The 19790-nt window shown below is 41.6% G+C and carries 20 protein-coding genes and 2 tRNA genes; 14 read left to right on the top strand and 8 right to left on the bottom strand.

The window, feature by feature from the left end; genetic code table 11:
* Positions 1 to 39: 39 nt before the first annotated feature.
* From AC4CU0_RS13935 to hisB, 3 genes are all read right to left on the bottom strand, one after another.
* On the bottom strand, positions 40 to 510 hold the full coding sequence (locus AC4CU0_RS13935; protein ID WP_168378999.1) for a DUF805 domain-containing protein: 471 nt from the start codon (positions 508 to 510) through the stop codon (positions 40 to 42).
* Between the two features lie 130 nt (positions 511 to 640).
* Positions 641 to 1258, bottom strand: a complete 618-nt coding sequence (gene hisH, locus AC4CU0_RS13930; RefSeq protein ID WP_490743343.1) for an imidazole glycerol phosphate synthase subunit HisH — start codon at positions 1256 to 1258, stop codon at positions 641 to 643.
* Positions 1258 to 1851 (bottom strand): imidazoleglycerol-phosphate dehydratase HisB, encoded by a 594-nt coding sequence (gene hisB, locus AC4CU0_RS13925; protein WP_078190487.1) that lies wholly within the window; start codon positions 1849 to 1851, stop codon positions 1258 to 1260. Before hisB ends, hisH begins: the two co-directional genes overlap by 1 nt.
* A gap of 97 nt (positions 1852 to 1948) precedes the next feature.
* Here hisB and AC4CU0_RS13920 point away from each other — a divergent pair, with 97 nt between their 5' ends.
* From AC4CU0_RS13920 to AC4CU0_RS13875, 10 genes are all read left to right on the top strand, one after another.
* A complete protein-coding gene (locus AC4CU0_RS13920) occupies positions 1949 to 2338 on the top strand; it encodes a GNAT family N-acetyltransferase (protein WP_078190486.1) in 390 nt (129 codons plus the stop codon).
* Between the two features lie 206 nt (positions 2339 to 2544).
* Positions 2545 to 2620, top strand: a tRNA-Phe gene (locus AC4CU0_RS13915).
* A gap of 137 nt (positions 2621 to 2757) precedes the next feature.
* A tRNA-Phe gene (locus AC4CU0_RS13910) sits at positions 2758 to 2833 on the top strand.
* Between the two features lie 151 nt (positions 2834 to 2984).
* Positions 2985 to 3350 carry a hypothetical protein gene (locus AC4CU0_RS13905; RefSeq protein WP_490743342.1) on the top strand — a complete coding sequence of 122 codons (366 nt, stop codon included), beginning with the start codon at positions 2985 to 2987 and terminating at the stop codon, positions 3348 to 3350.
* A gap of 30 nt (positions 3351 to 3380) precedes the next feature.
* A complete protein-coding gene (locus AC4CU0_RS13900; RefSeq protein ID WP_180134818.1) occupies positions 3381 to 4106 on the top strand; it encodes a hypothetical protein in 726 nt (241 codons plus the stop codon).
* A 105-nt stretch (positions 4107 to 4211) separates the two neighbouring features.
* Positions 4212 to 4946 carry a class I SAM-dependent methyltransferase gene (locus AC4CU0_RS13895; protein WP_490743341.1) on the top strand — a complete coding sequence of 245 codons (735 nt, stop codon included), beginning with the start codon at positions 4212 to 4214 and terminating at the stop codon, positions 4944 to 4946.
* Positions 4947 to 5139: 193 nt separating this feature from the next.
* Positions 5140 to 5667 carry a hypothetical protein gene (locus AC4CU0_RS13890; RefSeq protein WP_373683023.1) on the top strand — a complete coding sequence of 176 codons (528 nt, stop codon included), beginning with the start codon at positions 5140 to 5142 and terminating at the stop codon, positions 5665 to 5667.
* A gap of 192 nt (positions 5668 to 5859) precedes the next feature.
* Positions 5860 to 6609 (top strand): hypothetical protein, encoded by a 750-nt coding sequence (locus AC4CU0_RS13885; protein WP_168379002.1) that lies wholly within the window; start codon positions 5860 to 5862, stop codon positions 6607 to 6609.
* Positions 6610 to 6688: 79 nt separating this feature from the next.
* Positions 6689 to 6967 (top strand): hypothetical protein, encoded by a 279-nt coding sequence (locus tag AC4CU0_RS13880; protein ID WP_078190480.1) that lies wholly within the window; start codon positions 6689 to 6691, stop codon positions 6965 to 6967.
* A 376-nt stretch (positions 6968 to 7343) separates the two neighbouring features.
* Complete coding sequence (locus tag AC4CU0_RS13875; protein WP_490743340.1) at positions 7344 to 8750, top strand: GGDEF domain-containing protein; 1407 nt, start codon at positions 7344 to 7346, stop codon at positions 8748 to 8750.
* Between the two features lie 7 nt (positions 8751 to 8757).
* Here the strand turns inward: AC4CU0_RS13875 and AC4CU0_RS13870 are convergent, their stop codons facing one another.
* Positions 8758 to 9378: a hypothetical protein gene (locus AC4CU0_RS13870; protein WP_490743339.1), complete on the bottom strand. Its 621-nt coding sequence runs from the start codon at positions 9376 to 9378 to the stop codon at positions 8758 to 8760.
* Positions 9379 to 9674: 296 nt separating this feature from the next.
* Here AC4CU0_RS13870 and tehB point away from each other — a divergent pair, with 296 nt between their 5' ends.
* On the top strand, positions 9675 to 10547 hold the full coding sequence (gene tehB, locus AC4CU0_RS13865) for an SAM-dependent methyltransferase TehB (protein WP_490743338.1): 873 nt from the start codon (positions 9675 to 9677) through the stop codon (positions 10545 to 10547).
* Positions 10548 to 10886: 339 nt separating this feature from the next.
* On the opposite strand, the gene AC4CU0_RS13860 is transcribed toward tehB, so the two are convergent.
* The 3 genes from AC4CU0_RS13860 to fadB all read right to left on the bottom strand — a co-directional run bounded on the left by AC4CU0_RS13860 (position 10887) and on the right by fadB (position 15205).
* The gene (locus tag AC4CU0_RS13860; protein ID WP_111885962.1) at positions 10887 to 11735 is read right to left on the bottom strand and encodes a hypothetical protein; all 849 of its coding nucleotides are present in this window, start codon (positions 11733 to 11735) and stop codon (positions 10887 to 10889) included.
* Positions 11736 to 11866: 131 nt separating this feature from the next.
* Positions 11867 to 13039, bottom strand: coding sequence for an acetyl-CoA C-acyltransferase FadA (gene fadA, locus AC4CU0_RS13855; RefSeq protein WP_180010561.1), 1173 nt, complete (start codon positions 13037 to 13039; stop codon positions 11867 to 11869).
* 12 nt (positions 13040 to 13051) lie between these two features.
* Complete coding sequence (gene fadB, locus AC4CU0_RS13850) at positions 13052 to 15205, bottom strand: fatty acid oxidation complex subunit alpha FadB (RefSeq protein ID WP_078190473.1); 2154 nt, start codon at positions 15203 to 15205, stop codon at positions 13052 to 13054.
* Between the two features lie 471 nt (positions 15206 to 15676).
* Here fadB and lpxO point away from each other — a divergent pair, with 471 nt between their 5' ends.
* The 3 genes from lpxO (at position 15677) to AC4CU0_RS13835 (ending at position 18638) form a co-directional block, all read left to right on the top strand.
* Entirely contained in the window at positions 15677 to 16591 is a 915-nt protein-coding gene (lpxO, locus tag AC4CU0_RS13845; RefSeq protein ID WP_490743337.1) for a lipid A hydroxylase LpxO, read from the top strand.
* Between the two features lie 370 nt (positions 16592 to 16961).
* Positions 16962 to 18032 carry a diguanylate cyclase domain-containing protein gene (locus AC4CU0_RS13840; protein ID WP_490743336.1) on the top strand — a complete coding sequence of 357 codons (1071 nt, stop codon included), beginning with the start codon at positions 16962 to 16964 and terminating at the stop codon, positions 18030 to 18032.
* Positions 18033 to 18224: 192 nt separating this feature from the next.
* Positions 18225 to 18638 (top strand): PH domain-containing protein, encoded by a 414-nt coding sequence (locus AC4CU0_RS13835; RefSeq protein WP_168379012.1) that lies wholly within the window; start codon positions 18225 to 18227, stop codon positions 18636 to 18638.
* A 78-nt stretch (positions 18639 to 18716) separates the two neighbouring features.
* Here AC4CU0_RS13835 and AC4CU0_RS13830 read toward each other — a convergent pair whose 3' ends face one another.
* Positions 18717 to 19763, bottom strand: coding sequence for an AAA family ATPase (locus tag AC4CU0_RS13830; protein ID WP_490743335.1), 1047 nt, complete (start codon positions 19761 to 19763; stop codon positions 18717 to 18719).
* Positions 19764 to 19790: the final 27 nt, after the last annotated feature.

Here is a 19790-nt window from a genome sequence, read left to right as displayed (position 1 = left end):
TTATTGTTGTTGAATCGTGGCTTGTTGAGAGCGGATCACTTAGTTTTGGTAAGACGGAATCATGATCGCAGCAAGTATCCCGACTATAAACACCACGATATACAAAACAGCCAGCACTGTTTCCCAGCCTTTGGTCGGGCGTGGTTGTCCAAAGCTATTACTACCGCTATTACCCGGTGCAAATAACACATAGAGCGCAAACAATATATTCACTACAGGAACTAAGATCAGCAGTGCAAGCCATCCTGAATGGTCTCGGTCATGTAAACGACGGATTAAGAAAATGACGCTGTAATAAATGACGATGGCATACATGATAAAGAAAATAATCATGAGTGGCGTTGACATAGCACCCTCAGTCAGCGCATTTTGCGCACCGGGTATGAGCAGGCCGACCACAACAGCAATTAGCGTAAAAATAATGCCGAGCAGTAGATTCCATGCAAGATATGCGCGACGGCTAAAGCGACCACTGGCTTGGGTCGGTGAGTCAGATGTGAAGGTATTCATTATTATTCCTAGGCGTTGGTATTTTTATAAGTAGGCAAATTCTAAAATGAATATGTAGAAAATAAAAGGATGAAAAATAAACTGTACAAAAAAGCCCACAAGGAGCGGGCTTTTTTGCGGTGAAGGAATTTTAAATATCCCATTCCACAAAGTTTTTCAGCAATTGCAGACCGGCTGTATGACTTTTTTCTGGGTGAAATTGTGTCGCAAACAAGTTTTCCTTGTGAATTGCGGTACAAAATTTCAAACCATAGTCACAGGTTGCAGTGACAATGCTTGAATCTTGCGGCTCTACATAGAAGCTATGTACGAAATAGAAACGTGCATCTTGCTCAATGTTTTTCCACATCGGATGGCTAGGGTCTGCCTGATGCACTTGGTTCCAGCCCATGTGCGGCACTTTTAATCCCTCTACATCAGGGAAGCGTTTAACCGAACCTTCAAAAATACCCAATGCATCTGCACCGCCATTTTCTTCGGAATGCTGCATTAGGGCCTGCATACCGACACAGATCGCAAGCACAGGTTTATTAAATGCCGCTTTACGGACCACTTCATCAATGCCTGCATCATGCATGCCTTGAATACAGTCACGCATTGCTCCCACACCGGGGAACACAATTTTATCTGCTTGTGCAATCAGCTTAGGATCATTGGTGACATCAACAGTTGCGCCCACGTGTTCGAGGGCTTTTGCTGCTGAGTGAAGATTTCCCATGCCATAGTCAAGAAGGGCAATACGGGTCATTACAATGTTCCTTTGGTAGACGCAACAGTATTTTCGGCACGCGGGTCAACTTCACACGCCATACGTAATGCACGGGCAAAGGCTTTAAATACGCTTTCAATTTGGTGGTGGCTGTTTTTACCTTTTAGGTTGTCGATGTGCAGCGTCATTAACGCATGGTTCACAAAACCTTGGAAAAATTCAGAGAAAAGATCCACATCAAAAGTCCCGATGCGCGCGCGAGTGAATGGAATATCCATCCAAAGACCCGGACGGCCAGATAAATCTACCACAACACGACTCAGTGATTCATCAAGTGGCGCATAGAAGTGACCGTAGCGACGTAAACCTTTTTTATTGCCCAGTGCTTGAGCAAAAGCTTGACCCAGTGTAATCCCACAGTCTTCTACAGTATGATGATCGTCAATTTCAAGATCGCCATCACAATGAATATCAATATCAAACAGACCATGTCGCTTGATTTGATCAATCATATGATCTAAAAATGGAACACCAGTGTTTAAAGTGCCTTGACCAGTACCATCAAGATTCACACGAACTCGAATTTTGGTTTCGTTGGTGTTTCTTACCACTTCACTGATACGATCTGTCATAGACACGTTCCTCAAATACGTCAAAATGATTGATGTAAAAATATTTTCGCTGTGACGAAAAGTCACCGCATATTAGATTGCTCAGGAGGGTTTATCAATGCCTATTACCGTACATGCCTATACTTCTTTGGAAAATGATGAAGTGCGCAGCCAGCTTGAGCGACTGTATGACACCAGCCCTGAGTTTAGCGACGGTTCCGATGCGATTGAACAACTTGAGCAGAACTTAGCTCAGTATACCTTAGTTTATACTGCAGAATTTAATACAAAATTGATTGGCGCGATTTGGTGTACAGGCCAAGGTGAAAGCAAAACCCTTGAATATATTGTGGTACACCCTGCAAATCGTGGGCGTGGTGTTGCAGAGCGCTTGGTCAGTGAGGCTACCCGTATGGAAGAAGAAAAAGGGGTGAAAACTTTTGAACCAGGTTGTGGCGCGATACATCGCTGTTTGGCGCACATTGGTAAAATTACTGCGGCTGAATAACTGGTCCCCCAATTGAAAGCAGCCAGTGAGCTGCTTTTTTGTTGGATAAATACGTTGTCGTCACTGTAATTTCAGCTGTGGAAATTTAAAAGCACTCAAAAAATAAGCAAATAGTGTGAAATATTGATTTAAAAATAAACATTTGCACAAAAAAGCGCAACGGATGCTTGACGCCATGAGACTGAAATTGTTTAATACGCCCCATCGGCGTGATAGCTCAGTAGGTAGAGCAACGGATTGAAAATCCGTGTGTCCCCAGTTCGATCCTGGGTCTCGCCACCATATTCAAAACTGATTTTTCAGTTTATCAATCCCTGATCCCATCAGGGATTTTTTTTGCCTAAAAAATATGCATACGAAAAATATTTTTATAAATATGATTGACTAATTAACTGAGATGCGGCTTAATACACCGCATCGGCGTGATAGCTCAGTAGGTAGAGCAACGGATTGAAAATCCGTGTGTCCCCAGTTCGATCCTGGGTCTCGCCACCATATTCGAAAAACCTCAAACGATTGTTTGAGGTTTTTTTTCGTCTGCTGTTTTTCAGGTGTTGATATTTCGCACAGTTTAACTGCTACAATCGATGCCAGATGATGGGCCCAATTGCTATAAGAAAATTATTAAAAAATAAGGGTTAAGGTTATGAAAAAAATATTATTTCCTGTTTTGATCGGCATGAGTGCCTTGCTGAGCGCATGTGGTGGCGGGGGCGGCAGTAATGTCGATTCTTCCTATTCTAAAACCATTATCCAAAATGGTGTGACCTATGAATGTAAAAGTGAAAATGCAGCAGCGCTTTGTGATAATGGCAATTGTACTTCTTGTGAATCATCGCTCGATAAAATAATTACAGCATCGTGCAGTAGAATCACTGCAGCATGTGATAATGGTCTGCTTAAATTAAAAGTTGGATCTAACTTTAGCTTAAATCAGGTGATTAATACGGGTACGACGATGAACTCTGGTGAGTATATTGTCGGCACAGAAGTGCTTCGCTGTGGCTTTTAATCAAATGAACATAGGTTCGTGGAGTGACAGTTGAAGCGACTTCAATATGCGGTGCTTGGACTGCTCTGTTTTGCACTGGGCTATATTGCGGCATCGTGGAATGACCAACCAAGCTTGACATCGTCGCCACCTGAGCACTCGCTTGTCTCTTTGGTGACGAGTAATCCTGTGGCACTCTTGGCTTTAGATCAAGATGCCTCGGATCAACCTCATTCTAAAGATATACAGCAACAACTCAAAAGCCAACATCGTCAGCTAAAGAGCATTATTCAGCAGACTTCAGATCAACAATTGGGGCGATATTTACAGCAGGCATTTCCCAATTACAGTTTTGCAGGGATTCAAAATAAGCAACAATTTGCGCAACAGATGTTAGACGAATTTCTACAAGCCAAAAATGATCCGCATCAGCGATTGGCAGGGCAAGCGTATGTGACAGATCAATCACAGTTAGATGTAGATAGTGTCTTGCCTCGTGAAATCTATTTCACACAGCCGTTGTATGCACATTTTGATACCATGGGGAAAGTTCCAAACAATATGCAAGTCATGGTGCGTTGGACGCATCGTGATAGCGGTGAAGAGCTGCTCTTTACGCCACGCAAAGTCAGTGAGCAACAGCAACAAAACTGGGTGAGTTTCTATCCTATGACTGGATGGAAAACTGGTCATTATGATGTGAAATATTATCAAATGAATGATCAATTAAGCCCGATTGCGCAGACCAGTTTTTATATACAGCATGTGATTGAGTAAATGCTTGAAGCTTAAATTTTATCGCTGAAGCTATGATTTAAGTGCTAGTTTCCGACCCTAAAAATTCGATTAAAATGATAAAAAAACAACCAATGAATTCCTACAATGAAAGACCTTTTCTCTACAGGGAGTGCGCTGTATCAACAAGCACGTCCAAGTTACTCTGCTGAAGTCGTCGATAGCATCTTGCAGCATGTTGCCGTGCGTGAACTGGCATGGGACTGCGGTGCAGGTTCAGGTCAATTTACCAAAGGTTTGGCATCCTATTTTCAACAGGTTTTAGCGGCAGATCTGAGTGCTGAACAATTGGCACAAGCACCCAATTTAGACAATGTGCGTTATGAGCAAGCTAGCGCCGAACATTGTCCGCTTGCAGACCATTCAGTGGATTTAATCACAGTCGCGCAAGCGATTCATTGGTTCGATTTTGCTGCATTTTATGCAGAAGTACGACGCGTATTGAAACCCCAAGGTCATATCGCCATTGTGGGTTATGGTCTGATTCAATTTGAACACGCGGAATTAAGCCAACTCTTACAGGATCTGTATTTTGTCACGTTAAAAGGCTATTGGGATGCTGAACGTCGTTACATCGACGAAGAATATCGTAGTATTCCGTTTCCATTTCAGGAGTTAGCAGTCCCTCAGCTGTTTTTAAATTACAGGTGGAGTGCACAGCAAATTTTGGACTATTTGCAAACGTGGTCTGGGCTTAAACACTATCAACAGCGGCATCCGACACTTCAGCCGTGTGCAGCTTTGCAGGATTTCTTTAGCCGACATCCGCAGCAAGAGTTTGCTTTGTCATTTCCTGTGCTGTTAAGAATTGGAACAGTATAAAAGAGAAAAAGCAGCGGCAATGCAGATAGGTAAAGGACGATATCTCAAGTCTAGAATGAGCAAAGTGAGGTTTAAATAAGCTGTGCTCTCCTGCCGTTTGTCGGGGTTAAATCTGGTAAATTGATTAATTGTTGTACAATAATAGCAGTGTAAATTTTTTCAATTTTCTATTTTTAAATCTCTCGGAATGAACATGATGAATCTCCCTAAATCTGTTTCCGTTTTGGTTTTTGTTAGTGCAGCAATGACGGCTATGAGTACATTGGCTGCGGAAAAAGCCACTACAAAAGCTGATGAAACCGAACAACAAGCCATTCAGATGCCTGCTTTAACCATTATGGCAGAGCGTGAAATGCGTGCAGAGACGGGCATTGTTGAGTATCAAGAGCAGGTGGATCGCCGTAAAGCCTTACAGCAACGGGTGATGCAACTTGAGCGTGATACTCAAAACAAAGGTGTCGATGCAACAATCGTGTCAAATATTGATATCTTACCTGCCACAGCAGTGCCAGATATGTCGAATTTATCGCCTTTGATGCAACAGCATGTTTTAAATATTGCCGCAGGTTTGCAGTCTTCTGACCCACGCAATGGTTTATATATTATGTTGCAACCCTTTGGGATTGACCGTAATGCGACCAATGTGCAAATCAGTCGTGAGCAAATCAATCTCGGAAACATCGACCGTCAGTTAAATACCAATCCGATCAAGACCCCATAATCGAATACACCTCTACAGCAAATTGAATGCGAAAATTCATGCTTTATCCATGAATTTTCGTTTTGATGGCATGCGTAATTTAGGTCTTTCTACATTGATGAAGTTAAATAGCATCGCTAAAAAACATGGCTATTTTATCGTCAATCTTCAAACTTTTCGTTAAACTGAATAAAAGAGGGTTCGGAGCTCATTATGCCGCGTATCTTTGTTGTCTTGGCCAGTGCCACGGTATTGGTGTTTGGTTGGATGTTTTATCAATATTCAGTGCAGCAAAAAGAAGCTGCCCAACTCTCGACCTATGAAACGGTTTTACGTGAAAAAACTGAGCAAATCTTTCAGCAAGCTCAGCACTGGGAAGAACCGATACAACTCAATGTAACAGATGCACGATTAACGGGTGATTATAAGATCATGGCGGATTTTATTTTGAGCCAAATGGTGCAGCGTGCAGAAGCGCGGAATCAATATATTCGTGATCTTAAAGCACTGAATTGGGATAAATTTCTCGATATCGATCGCTTATTAAAAGATAAAAAAAACCAATATCAAGAGACTGAGCAAATGCTGCAGCAGGTGCATGCAGTGGTCGATGCTTATGAACAAAAAACCACACAGCAAGAGGAAAATGGTTTAGCGCAGGCCAAACAGTTGGCAGTCAAACAGGTGTTTCGTCAGCAAATTGCCCAGAGTTTAAGAGACAGTCGTGATAGTGATGAGTCGCATGCTTTATTTGAGTTAGAAAAGCAAAGCTTGGCGAAGGCTGATGAGATCTTTGCTGTACTAAAAGCCAATAAATGGGAAAAGAAAAATAAATTATTTATGTTCTATGAAGATGCGCCTTTAAAGCAGTTTAATCAGCTTTATACAGAGATGTTAGCGCTCAATGCGCAAATGGATGAGATCCGCCAAAAGAACCGTTCAGAGTTGAAACAAAAGCTTTAACTGACTGTCATCTCTCTTTCAAAATTGCGCGATAAAGTGGCTTATAGCAAGGTTTTACATCATATAGAGGTCCATGCTCATGCGAGCTATTCAGATTTTTGATGATATTCAGCAGGTCTATATCGACTTTATCGCGAACCGCCAATATCCACGTTTGGAAAGTTTAAACAATTGGGGCAAGAACCGTTTTTTCTTCAGTCAGTATTTTCGCATGATTGAAGATTGGCATCTGACTGAACAGATTGTGATTGAATTTAATCAACAATTTTATAGTTTGGATACAGGGACGGCGCCTGACTTTATGGATCAAGATAAATACATGGCTTGGTTGATGGAACAATTACAAATATTAAAATAAGTCCTTTTCATTCAAATTATTCAGCACAACTTCGAGACATGTTATGCAATTCAAAGCCATCCTTTAGCGGATGGCTTTTTTGTTGTTATCGAGCATCATTTGGGGAACTGAGTTCCGAACTAGCACGAATGGCGCAAAAAACATTGGCTTTAAAACAGTCTTCGATTGTTTAAATTGCAAATTTAATACAACTATCAACCAATAGTGTGACTTAAATCACTTAAAATACGCCGAAAATTTAAACATAACTTTTTAGCCAGCAGCCCATAACTCATAAGAAGCTGAGCTGTATTGAACTTGCAAAAATTCTAACCTTAGACCGATTGGCTTTGAATGAAAGGTTTATCGCCATTTTTAGAGACGATTTTTTTAGCGTATGAAAAAATTAATACTGCTATGGCTTGCCATATGTGCGGTTTCATTGGTGTCGATAGGCTATACCTATGAATTATTCATTAGCCCTGTTTGGGTGGTAAATGCATTCGCTGCCTATGGCATGGTTTTAATGCGAAAGCATTTAAGTCACGATTTACTGATCGTGCTTTATGCTTTTAGTGCGATCTTTGTGGCTTCGCTGATGGTCGATCCTGCCAAAATCTTAGAAGATAAATTTCTCCTGTGTGCGATTTCGGCATTTCAGATTTGGGTATTTATTAAAGCCTATTTAGCGCTGAGCCATTTAAAAAAACGCCGCTTTAAGCGAACCCTAATGTTAGCTGTTCCGAGTATCGTGAGTGCTTTTGCAGGCAGTCTCTTGTTTGTGGCGTGCTTTCAGATGGACAACCAATACTTTGCCTTTGTTGATTATTTTCTAGAGCAATTTGCAACAAGTTTGGCTGTGGTGTGTTTACTGTTTGGTGTTCAGCGCTGGATGAATGTACCGTGGGTGGATTATGGCTATCTGATCGTGGCACTGGCCGTCCAATATGTGATCTCAAATGATCAGATCTTCTATGCTTGCATGGTCTTGCCTTTATTGATGTGTTACTACGCGATCAAATATGACTTCAAAACCTTTTGCTGGCTGATTGGCTTAATGACGCTGATCTGTGGCTGGTATGGTGCCATGCCATTGGCTGGGGAATATTGGTCGGATGCACAGGTACATATGCTCTCGCGGATCAGTTCTTATCGTTTGGCATTGGGTATTTATTTGATCATTTTTCTGTTTATTTGTGAGCTGTATGCACGAAATAAACGTCTATATTTGGCTTTGCAACGTGTAAGTTTTTGCGATGAGTTGACGGGACTGAAAAATCGCCATGCCTTTAAAGAACAAATATTTATAGAGGGTGCGGTTGATAAAGGCTGCGTCATTTTGCTCGATGTCGATAATTTTAAAAAAATTAATGACCAATATGGACACCAAATGGGGGACAGTGTTTTGGTGCATTTGGCAAAAATCTTAAAAAATTGTAGTCCACGCGCGAGTTTTATTAGTCGTTGGGGCGGTGAAGAATTTTTAATTTTGCTCGAAGGTGCCGATTTGGAGCAGGGTAAAATGTTGTGTGAAACAATTTTGGAACGCTGCGAACATGTGCCGTTTCGAAAAGATCAATTAATGCTAGATGTCAGCTTTAGTATGGGCTTGGCCGAGTTTCAACAGTTGAGTTTGTCTAATTACTCCACGACTCTACAGCATGTCGATGCCTGCCTATATCAGGCGAAATCACAAGGGAAAAATCAGTTTGTTTATCAAAAATTATTCCGTTGGCAGAAAGCAGTATTGCAGTCTAAATGGGCAAAAAAAAGATGCCGTGAAGGCATCTTTTTTAGCATTTAATCAATGATTAAGCTGCTTTTTTGAACCAAGAAAAGAAACCTTTTTTCTCAGCTTTTGCTGCTTCAGCTTTTTTCTCTGCACATTTTTTAGCGCAGTCTTTTTTCGCTTCAGCTTTTACTTCTTCAGTTTTAGTTTCAACAGCTTCTTTTGCATCAGTTGCTTTTTCTACAGCTGCATCTTTTGCTTCAACAGTTTTTGCAACGACAGCATCTTTAGTTGCTACAGTTTTTGCTACAGTCGCGTCTTTTGCTGCAACAGTGTTTGCAACAACAGCGTCTTTAGCCGCTACAGTTTTTTCTACAGTTGCATCTATTGCTGCAACTGCAGTTTCTTTAGTTGCTGCTGCTTTTTCTACAACTGCTTTTTTCATGTCAGCAGTTTTTGCTTTAGTGGTTTCTTTCACTGTTAAAGTTTTAGTTTGAGTTGCTTTTTCTGCAACAGCCACTTGAGTTTTAGCAGCATCTTTAGTTGCTTGAGCAGCAGCTACAGTTGCAGTTTTCGCTTGTGCAGCTTGAGCTTTTACAGCTTCAACAGCAGTCGCAGGTTTTTGTTCTACAGCAGTAGTTGCCATAGCAGAAGTTGTAGCAGCAACTAAAGCAGCAGCTAAAGTAGTTTTGATCGCGTTCATAGTCATCACTCTATAAAACTTAGTTAAAATAAGGCATTGTAAATTTTATGCCTTATCAACAGCGCTTAGGTTACACGGTACAGAGTGAGGGATTTGATTGTGTGAATATTCCACCAATGTTACAAACGGATAACATGGTGTTACGCAGAAAAACAAACAAAAACAGCGTGCATTGCACAGCATCCGAAATTCTCAATTCAAAGCTGATTTAAAATCACTGTTAAAGCCGTTATGGTAAATATACATTTCCGCCATTGGTATGGCATAAAATAACGTCGCATGAGGGATTACGTCAGATGCAGCAGCTTATTTGTTATAAACAGTTCCCTGTGTGGACGCAGCAGTCGATTCCACAAGGTTTTAAAAATCAGCACAATACCAAAGCAGGCACTTGGGCAAAACTCACCGTACTGCAAGGTGAAGTGAACTTTGCCATGTTAGATGCGTCTGGAAATATCCTTTCCACGCATGTATTTAGCCCAGATCAGCCACCGCCGTTTATCGAACCGCAGGCGTGGCACAAGATTGTGTCTGCGAGTGACGATGTGCAATGTCAGTTGAGTTTTTATTGCTTAGCACAGGACTATTTTTATAAGAAGTATCAGCTCAGTCCAACACATTCAGAAATTTTGGCAGCAACACCATATTTGCAAGGTGGTCGTGCTTTGGATGTCGGCTGTGGGCAGGGGCGTAATTCGCTGTACTTAAGTCAGTTGTCTGAGCAGCGTTTTGAGGTAGATGCTTGGGATGTCAATCCACACAGTTTGCACAAGCTGCAAGAGGTGATCGCTGCGGAAGGCATTGAAAATATTCATGTGCAGCAGCGTGATCTAAACGCTGACCCAAGCATTACAGGTACATACGACTTTATTTGCTGTACCGTGGTGATGATGTTTTTAGAAGCCAAGACAGTGAAGCCTCTGATTCAGCAGATGCAGCAAGCGACAAATATCAATGGTTATAACCTGATAGTTTGTGCGATGGATACGCCTGATCTGCCTGCACAGCCTGACTTTCCATTTAGCTTTAAAGCAGGGGAGTTAAATGCTTTGTATGAGGGCTGGAATATTGTGAAATACAATGAAAATGTCGGGGAGTTGCATCGGGTGGATTCAGAAGGGCAGCGGATTAAACAGCATTTTGCGACTTTGTTGGCGCAGAAAATTTAAGCCTAGAATTGTAGAATGTTGAGTTGAAGAGTTGGGGATCAACTCAACACTTACTTTACTTAATACTGAAAAAATGGGATCCAGTTTTGAGTTAGTTTGGTAGTACTTATATGTAGGTCGAGTAATTTAATAAAATGTACCCAAATGAGTAATTAAGGTTAATAAATGATGTTGATTATTTTTTAGTGGTCATAGAATATTTTAACGAAATGAATTTTTAAACTTATTTAGAGCTGACCCTTGTTAAGCCTAAATGTGGTAAATTTGAACACTCAATCTCTGTTGTTGCATGCTGAAAAGCGTTGTACTCAGCATGCAACTTTATATCTGAGCCTGAACTTAATTTACTTTAGTTTCAAACAATGGATTAAGGATTTGGTCTGCTTGTAAATTATGGTTATTAGTAGAGTAGATTCTACCTTTAAGTAAGTCAGCTTTATGCCATTCAAATGTTTGTTTATCTAAGTCTAATAAACGAACTGAGTATTGCTGACCTTCCTTAGGCATGTATGTTGTAACTATTCCAGCACCTGCACCCATAGTTGCTAGTGTTACACCTACACTTAAGGCACCCATTGCAAATTTACTTCCTACAGATGCATTCAATCCATCAAGCGAAACTAAAAAAATATAGTTTGAGTTTGCCCATTCTTTTAAAGTCTTGACAGTTGTTTCATCAAGCTGAGGCATATCTAGTTTTGCATTTCTATTTCGAACATTTGATAAATTTACAGCATCTGTTTTGGCTATAAACTGAGTAAGTGCAAATGCTGCTGCACGTTGATCATCAGTCATATTGCTATTTTGATTTAGAAGAGGATATGTGCTGATAGGCGCTCTTTTAGAATTGCTATCAACCTGAAATTCGTATTTTTTAAGCTGTTCTTCAGGCATTGAACCACAAATAAACGGCGTAGCAGAGGTACTAACAGTGACATTATGTTGGTTTAACTGTTGTGTAAAAGTTTGAATAAACTTCTCACTTGTAAGTTTAGTAGGCTCGATGAGTACTAAATCTTTCCCTAATTCATTGGTTAAAAGGCATGAGTTCACAAAAATCGCTACAGGTTTTACTTGGATTGCAGCTTGGGTCTGATTTAATTTTTGGCGCGACTCTTCGGAGATTTTTGTTGTTGCACAACCTGTAAATGCAAGACTGGCGATCAGTGGTAACACAATATTTTTCATAGAAACTCTTGTTTGGTTTTGTTTGATTTCTATGCGTATTATGCATAAATTGTGTTAATAATCTAATTAAATCTTTATTAAAAAACCCCGCACTAAGCGGGGTTTCTTTTATCTCAGTATTTAACTAAATATTAAACACGTTCGATAATAGTCGCGATACCTTGACCAAGACCGATACACATCGTCGCAAGACCGATTTGTGTATCTTGCTGTTCCATCACGTTCAGCAAAGTCGTTGTGATACGCGCACCAGAACAACCCAATGGGTGACCCAATGCAATCGCACCACCGTTCAAGTTCACACGGTCTTGTTGGTCATAAATGCCTAAGCCTTTAAGAACAGACAAACCTTGCGCAGCGAACGCTTCGTTCAATTCAAACGTTTGAATATCAGCAATTGACAAGCCAGCACGTTTAAGCGCTTTTTGAGTTGCTGGTACAGGACCATAACCCATGATCGCAGCGTCACAACCTGCAACCGCCATAGAGCGAATTACAGCACGTGGCTTAAGACCTAGCGCTTGAGCACGTTCCGCAGACATCAGCAACATTGCAGACGCACCATCAGACAACGCTGAAGATGTTGCAGCAGTTACTGTACCGCCTTTCGGATCGAATACTGGACGTAAAGCTTGGAATGCTTCAAGGTTTGCATCAGGACGAATCACTTCATCGATATCGCACAGAATTTTGAAACCATTTGCATCGTGACCTTCAACGCCCACGATTTCATTTTTGAAACGACCTTCTTGTGTTGCAGCCCAAGCACGGCGGTGTGATTCAACACCAAACGCATCTTGTTCTTCACGAGAAATACCGTTCATACGACCTAACATTTCAGCCGTTAAGCCCATCATGTTAGATGCTTTTGCATAGTGCTTAGACGCTTCAGGGTTGATGTCGATGCCGTGCATCATGCCAACGTGACCCATGTGCTCTACACCACCAATGATGAAGATATCACCTTGGTTGGTTGCAATTTGCGCAGCCGCTGTGTGGATTGCTTGCATAGAAGAACCACAAAGACGGTTCACTGTTTGACCTGCAACAGTACGTGGTAGGTCTGCTAACAATGCAATGTTACGACCAATGTTCATACCTTGCTCTAGGGTTTGGTTTACACAGCCCCAGATTACGTCTTCAACTTCATTGGTATCAAACTGGTTACGAGCAACAAGCGCGCGTACTAATTCAGCAGATAAGCTGTCAGCACGGACGTTACGGAACATACCATTTTTGGTTTTACCCATTGCTGAACGTACGCCATCAACGATGACAACGTCACGTGGATTTAAAGTAGCCATTCACGTTGCTCCTTAACCGTAGAATTTTTTGTTGTTAGCAGCCATGTCACGCAACATTTGTGGCGCTTCATAAGCCTTACCTAAATACGCATATTTGTCGCAAAGCGCTACGTATTCAGCGACACCTGTTTGGTCGATGTAACGGCATGGACCACCACGGAATGGAGGGAAACCTACACCCATGATCATCGCCATATCTGCTTCAGCAGCAGTCGCTACGATGTTGTCTTCTAGGCAACGAACAGTTTCGTTACAGAACGTCAGCATCATACGGTCAATGATTTCTTGAGCGTCAAATTCACGTTTTTCCGCAGTTGCAACAGAAGCCACAAGTTCGTAAGCCACAGGATCAACCACTTTGGCTTTCTTACCTTTACGGTCAAGTTCGTATTTGTAGAAACCAACGTCGTTCTTTTGACCAAGACGTTTGTTTTCGTACATGGTTAAAGTTGCGCCTTTGTAGTCTGGCTTCATGCGGTCAGGGAAACCTTCTGCCATTACTTCCGCACCGTGTACGCCTGTGTCGATACCCACAACGTCGATGAGGTAAGCAGGACCCATTGGCCAGCCGAATTTTTCCATCACTTTATCAACTTGCTGGAAGTCAGCACCGTCTTTCAGTAGAAGGTCAAATGCACCGAAGTAAGGGAATAGTACGCGGTTTACCAAGAAGCCTGGGCAGTCGTTAACCACGATTGGTGTTTTACCCATTTTCTGAGCAAGAACCACAGTTGTCGCGATTGCTTCAGCAGATGTTTTCTCACCGCGGATCACTTCTACCAATGGCATCATGTGAACAGGGTTAAAGAAGTGCATACCTACGAAGTTTTCAGGACGTTGTAGGTTTTCAGCCAAACGTGTGATTGAAATTGTTGAAGTATTTGAAGCAATGATCGTATTGTCACGAACATTTTTCTCAGTTTCAGCAAGTACAATGCCTTTTACTTTTGGATTTTCAGTCACCGCTTCAATCACGATGTCCACTTCTTTAAACTCGTCATAGCTTAAAGTTGGACGGATGCGCGCAAGAGTTTCACCCATTTGCGCAGGTTTCATCTTCTTACGTTCAACTTGTTTGGTCAGTAAGCCATTTGCTTCTTTCATACCCAAAGCAAGTTGTGGATTACCAATGTCTTTCATGATGATCGGTGTGCCTTTGCTTGCCGCTTGGTAAGCAATACCACCACCCATGATACCCGCGCCTAATACAGCGGCTTGGTTGACAGGGTGCGCACCTTTTTCATATTTCTTCGAAGTTTTCTTCACAATTTGGTCGTTAAGGAATAAACCAATTAACGCACCTGCTTGTGGAGTTACAGCCGCTTTAGCAAAACCTTGCGCTTCGATTTTCAATGCTTCATCACGTGGAAGGCTTGCACCTGCTTGTAATGAGTCTAAAAGAAGTTTTGGTGCTGGGTATTGAGCAGGATTTGCTTTTGCAAGAACTGCACCTTTCGCTGTATTGAATGCCATCATTTGTTCAAGCATGTTCAATTTAACAGGATCTAATTTTTCTTGGCGCTTTGCTTTCCAGTCTACACGGCCAGCAATCGCTTGTTTCACAAGGTCAATTGCAGCGTCTTGTAGTTTGTCTGCGGCAACAACTGCATCAACAGCACCGTCTTTGAGCGCAGCAGCAGGCTTTTTCGGCGCAGCCATTGCCATCCATTCAACCGCATTGTCGATACCAATCACACGGCTTAAACGAACCGTACCACCAAAACCAGGGTAGATACCCAGTTTGATTTCTGGAAGGCCAACTTGTGCAGCTTCTGACATCACACGATAGTCACACACTAAGCACATTTCAAAACCGCCGCCCAATGCCATACCATTGATTGCAGCAACTTTAGGAACGTTTAGATCTTCAAACGCATTGAAGATGTCGTGAACAGGCAATGCCCAATCCACAATCGCTTGTTCGCCTTGAGCGAAGTTTTCACCGAATTCAGTGATATCTGCACCCACGATAAATGTAGATTTACCTGAAGTAACGATTAAACCTTTGATGTCACCGTTTGCTTTAACAGCGTCAATTGCAGCTTTAAAATCTTCAATTGTTGCGCGGTTAAATTTGTTGACCGACTCACCTTGTAAGTCAAAGCGGAATTCTGCAATTCCGTCCGAAAGCATTTGGACGGTAATGGCATTGCCAGCGTGGATCATGCCTGATCTCCTTTATTTTGGAGGACTTCTAAGTTGATGTTGTGAAGCGAGTACGCGGTTCCTGCGTACACTTTATGCCTCGCTAATCTTACGATAACTATATCTAAAAAGAACATAACAAGTTGTATCAAGCCGTGACGCTAGGGTCATCAAAATTTCTTTTGGAAATAGCCTTCGGATCTGCCTTTAAACGCTATCGTTCTGATTAAATATGTTGAAGCTTATGTTTCAGTTCACATTTTTTTATAAATGTAAGCTATAGATTGAGATGCGAAAGAAAAATTCAAGAAAAAAGCAAGTGTATTTTTCGGCAGAATAGTCAATTTACTTTTACCATTGTCATCCATCTTTGCTGAGACACAGTGTTCTATGCTGCTTATTTAAGCGTCACTGAGCACTATGCTATACTCGCCGCGTTCTCAAAAGTTAATTTTTCATTAAGCACAATGCTTATTAGCACCAGGTCCTCATATGATTAAGTGGATTATCCTGGCGGTCTTTGTCATTTCTGCGTTTTATATCCAGCAACGCGGTAAAGTCCGTCATTCATTTTATCGTCAGTTTTTTGATCATTCGACATTGCTCGCACCGATCAATTTTCTCATGTACATGTTTTCAAAAGTGCCGAGCCAACCCTATATCGACACGCAGCATTTTAAAGATTTAAAAGTCTTAGATGAAAACTGGGAAATGATTCGTGATGAAGCCAAGGCCTTATATGAAAAAGGTGGCATCAAAGCATCGAGTACTTATGATGACCTTGGATTTAACTCGTTCTTTAAAACAGGTTGGAAACGCTTTTATTTAAAATGGTATGACTCAGCCCATCCTTCGGCTGCTGAACTTTGCCCAAAAACTACGACTTTATTAAAAAACCTACCCACCATTAAAGCCGCGATGTTTACCGAGTTGGCGCCCGACAGTCGTTTAGTCCGTCATCGAGATCCCTATGCCGGTTCATTGCGTTATCACTTGGGCTTACTGACGCCCAATGACGACCGTTGCTTTATTGATGTCGATGGTCAGCGGTACTCATGGCGTGACGGCGAGAGTGTGGTGTTTGATGAAACTTATATTCACTATGCTGAAAATAAAACGGATCAGAACCGGATCATTTTCTTTGCAGACGTTGAACGGCCATTAAAGTCGAAGTGGATGGAAGCTTTTAACCATTGGTTTGGTAAAAATGTCATGACTGCTGCGAGTTCACCCAATGAAAGTGGTGATAAAACGGGTGGTTTAAATAAAGTGTTTGGCTATGTCTATCAAATTCGCATAAAAGCCAAAGCCTTGAAAAAAACCAATCGTTCACTGTATTACTTTTTAAAGTGGTTCCTGATGTTGGGGCTGTTCTTCCTGATTTTTGTACGTCCATATTTATTTTAAAAGTAGAATAAATATTGAAAAAATGCGCCCTTAGGGGCGTTTTTTTATGCTGACAGTCAGCGAAATATCAGTTATCGTGCAAGCAGAATAAAAATAATCATGCAGAGCAAATCAGCTAAAAGCAGTAATAGTGTTAGCCAGAATAAGCCAGAACCAGAATAAGCCAGAAAAAATGTGCCAACAGACGAGGAATATGATGTTGACGTCCAAACTTAAGCCCATGCCAAACCATTGAGCTGAAAGAAAAGCGTCATCATCAATGATAGCCAAAACCCAAAGGTGAAAACGGTGGAAACATTGCAGACCTACTGCATAGAAACCCTGTGTAAACGCCTGAAGGGAAGGATTTGGCGGGAAGGGGATCCGATTCATGAAAGCAACCAACCAAACATTGATGCATCAAATGCATATTTCGATGCAAGATATAGAACGACGTAAACAGTTGCTTGGCTTGACTGATTTAGAGCTGGCGGAACTGGCTTCGATTGGTGGAATTGTGGCGCCGATCCTCGACAGTATGGTCGATGAATTTTATGAAAATCAGACCTCAATTCCAGAAATTGCCACTTTGATTGGTGATCTTGATACCTTGAAGCGTTTGCAACGCGCGCAGCATCAATATTTATTGGATTTATTTTCCGGGCGCTATGACAGCGCGTATGTGAATAACCGTTTACGGATTGGTTTGGTTCATAAGCGCATAGGTGTAGAGCCGAAGTTGTATCTCTCTGCGGTGCATACCCTAAAGACCATGTTGTTTCGCTTAATTCAGCGTACCTTTAATGATACGGAACAATATCAGCGGATTATTAACACCTTGGAAAAGCTCTTTATGTTCGACACTACATTGGTGGTGGAAACCTATGTGTGGAGTTTGATTAATGAGGTGAAGATCTCCCGTGAAAAAATGGAACAGTATGCGCATGCGCTAGAGTTTCATGCACAAGAAATGGAAGAGCTTTCACAGCGCGATCCATTAACAGGACTCTTAAATGTCCGGCATTTATCGACCTTATTGACCAGTATTTTATATACCGCACAGCGTAATCATGAACCTGTGACAGTAGTGTTTATTGATATCAATGATTTTAAAAAGATCAATGATGAACAAGGTCATCCACGTGGAGATCAGGTACTACAAATGGTTGCTGCGGCCATAAAGTCGGTTGCACGTTTAGATGATCATTGCTTCCGTTATGGCGGAGACGAATTTTGTTTGGTCTTGCCGGGATGTAGTGAAAAGCATGTGGAAGCGAGTTTGATTCCTCGTTTATTAGAAGCGGTGGCGGAAATGGAAGCAGGCTTAAGTTTAAGTATTGGGCTGTGCCAAACAGACCATCAGCAAGGCTATGTAGATGCCATGAGCTTGGTACAACAAGCCGATGCTAAAATGTATCGAGAGAAAAAGAATTATAAACGTTTGCAGGAACAACCTATGTAGAAAGAAGCGTGATCCGAGCGTAAATAACGCCAAAAATAACAATAGATGACTAGCGAAACTTGAGCGAAATGGATCTCCATATTCTTGAAAATAATGTGATAAGTATGCTTATTTCCTGCAAAAATAAAGCTGAAATAGCAGATGCATCCTGCAAAATCTTGTATAGAATAAAAGCAGTTGATGGGGGATAAGATGCAAGTTTTTCGTTCAAAAAAAGATTGGTGGGTGGTGGCGTTTATTGTTTGTATGAGCGGTTTACTCATTCAATTATTACTCACCATGCAAGCCAAAGGCACGATGCAGCAATATCCTCTTCATACCGCGGTGTATATTTTAACGGTATTACTGCTGTGGTGGCCAATATTCAATACACGTTATCAAATTTCCGCTACAGAATTAAACATCCGTAGCATGTTTCTACGTTGGCAGATTCCTTTGCAGGATATCCAACGCATCAGTGCAAGTCAGGATTTGTCTGCGGCACCTGCGCTTTCCATTAAACGTTTAAAAATTGAATATCTTCGAGATGGCAAAACCAAATTTGTCATGGTTTCACCGAAAGATCCGCAAGCTTTTGCTAAAGCGATTGGTGTTCCAATCCAATAAATAGATTGGTGTTCCAATCCAATAAATATAAGAATGCTGAATAAAGGTATGTGAGCATGCCTTTTAAAGACCAGTGAATTATTTAATAATAACCAATTGTCCAAGTTGTGCATCTAGGTGTATTTTAGTTTGTTCGGGATGATTCAAAAAATACACCGCCAAAATAGGTTCAAGTTCAACCCGTATTTTTCGTGCTAAATGTCGTGCGCCATAACGAATATCATGGTTCTGATAAAAATGTGCTTTGGCTGCATCTGTGAGTTTGATACTGCGTTTTTGATGTTGTAGGCGTTGATTAAGTTTTTCCAGTTCAATCTCCACCAAACGGGGCAAGGCATCATCTTGAACGGGTTGATATTGCAATACACGATCAATACGGTTAATAAATTCAGGGTCGAATTTACGTTGCATGACTTTTTCAATAATGCTGCTGACCGGCACGCGCTTGAGACAAACCTTTTGTATTTTTTCGGGCAAAAAATTTAACTTATCTAGATATTGCTGTGCCGCTTGTGCACCGACATTGCTGGTCATAAAGATCATACAATTACGAAAGTCGATGGTTTTTGTACCTGAGGTTAGGGTTAATTTTCCGCTATCTAGCACATTCATTAAGCCGCGAAGCACTTCGGTTGACGCTTTTTCCAGTTCATCAAAAAGCACGATGCCCGGACGGGTATGACTACCTGCAATGGCAACTTCATCAAATAAACTATGGCCTTCTTTAGAACCGACATAGCCCGGAGGCGCACCAGTAATGGCAGCCGCATAATGTTCCTGTGCGAGCGTGTTCATATCAATACGGCAAAAGGCATCAGGTCGGCCATAAATCACTTCACTGATTAAACGCACAGTTTCGGTTTTACCAACACCTGTCGGTCCAAGCATTAAGGTTACGGAGAGCGGTCGTTCAGGACTGGAAAAATCAGCCTTGACCACATGCAGCATTTTTTCGATTTCGTCTAATGCTGCTTCTTGTCTAATGATCCGTTGCTTTAAGCGTTGCATAACGTCATGCGGTTCAAAATGAAAACGCGGCTTCCCCATCAAACGGTTTTTTTCAGCAGTGCTCTGCGTCGAAGTTGTCGGGTGTACGACATGGATGGCGGGATTGGCGTTCGTCATGCATCATGTTCCTAAAGCGGGATGTTT

This window comes from Acinetobacter sp. LipI_15, from assembly GCF_058242865.1.
This window is presented reverse-complemented; position numbering and strand designations above follow the sequence as displayed.